This window comes from Acidocella aquatica (assembly GCF_030160635.1).
Lineage (GTDB): Bacteria > Pseudomonadota > Alphaproteobacteria > Acetobacterales > Acetobacteraceae > Acidocella > Acidocella aquatica.
In genome coordinates this window covers 1-1,423 of sequence record NZ_BSOS01000091.1, presented here as the reverse complement: position 1 = coordinate 1,423, position 1,423 = coordinate 1, and the positions used below count along the sequence as shown (strand labels likewise).

Annotated in this window: 1 protein-coding gene; it reads left to right on the top strand. The window is 57.1% G+C overall.

Going from position 1 to position 1,423, the window contains the following annotated elements; genetic code table 11:
• Positions 1 to 317: 317 nt before the first annotated feature.
• On the top strand, positions 318 to 1,376 hold the full coding sequence (gene istA, locus QQJ84_RS16825; RefSeq protein ID WP_284259473.1) for an IS21 family transposase: 1,059 nt from the start codon (positions 318 to 320) through the stop codon (positions 1,374 to 1,376).
• Positions 1,377 to 1,423: the final 47 nt, after the last annotated feature.

The window sequence follows — 1,423 nt, the reverse complement described above, 5'->3', positions numbered from 1 at the left end:
ATCTCCTCGCGTAAAATGCCGAGAAAATTCTACTTATCAATCCCCTTAATGGCAGGGGGGATTACCATTGCCTGCCCAACTAATCCCCCCCCTGTGACTTCCGCTCCGCTCCACAAGCTCATGGCCGCAGCCGAATCCCGTCGCCCCTTCACGCCACACGCCTTGGCCATACTCAACCACAGATATTGGCTGGGTTGGTTGACTGTAAAACAGCGTGCAAAAGTTTCCAGATTCTTGGGGTAAACAGCGTCCAATAGTTTCCACCCTGGGATGTGTCATCCTCCGTCGCTTATGTCGGAGAATCTGGGGTGCTGAATATGGATGTGATTGCTGAAATTCGTCGTCGTCGATTGGTCAGTAAGGAGAGCGTGAGCTCGATTGCCCGTGACCTGAACCTATCGCGCCCCACGGTGCGCAAGCATTGCCGGAGCGCGTCTACGGCGGTTTATCGCCGAGCGCGACAGCCGGCTCCCATGCTTGGGGCGTTTGCCTCGCTTCTGGAGGACTGGCTGCGGGTCGAACGGCATCTGCCAAAACGTCAGCGGCGCACGGCGCGGCGTTTGTTTGAGGGCTTGCAAACTGAGGGCTACCAGGGCGCCTATGATGGGGTACAGCGATTTGTGCGCGCCTGGAAGGCGGGCAAATTTGGAGTGGCGCTCACGCAAGCCTTTGTTCCGATGAGCTTTCTGCCCGGTGAGGCATGCCAGTTCGATTGGAGCCATGAGCATGTCGAGCTCAATGGCGTGATGCAGGTCATCAAGGTTGCTCATTTCCGTCTGGCCTTCAGCCGCCAGATGTTCGTCGTGGCCTATCCACGGGAGACCCAGGAGATGGTTTTTGATGCTCATAATCGCGCGTTTGCTTTCTTCGGCGGCGTGCCCCAGCGCATGATTTACGATAATCTCAAGGCTGTGGTTGAAACGATCTTCACGGGCAAGGAACGGCTGTTCAACCGCCGGTTCATGGTTCTGGCCAATCATTATCTGTTCGAGCCCGTTGCCTGCACGCCGGCCTCGGGTTGGGAGAAAGGGCAGATCGAGAACCAAGTGGGCAATGTGCGCGAATGGCTCTTCACGCCGCTGGCACGCTTTGCGAGCTTCGATGCTCTGAACGACTGGCTGGCCACGCGCTGCGGTGAGTTAGCGCTGCGCAAACATCCAGTGACGCCGGAGCGCAATATCGCGGACTGCTTTGCTCAAGAGCAATCTTTTTTGCGCCCCGTTACCGCGGTGTTCGATGGTTATGTGGAACATATGCTGCGGGTCTCCAGTACATGTCTGGCGATGCTGGATCGCAATCGTTACAGCGTTCCGGCAGGTTATGCGGGCCGCGTTGTGTCGCTGCGCAGTACGGCCAGCCTAGCATTACAGTTGTGATTTAGATTTGATGTACGCTTTCTGTGCGGCGGCTTGGTGAGCTCGGC

What these genes read in the sequence shown, in the direction of transcription:
- istA (WP_284259473.1), top strand. Translation starts at nt 318, where the DNA reads ATGGATGTGATTGCTGAAATTCGTCGTCGTCGATTGGTCAGTAAGGAG.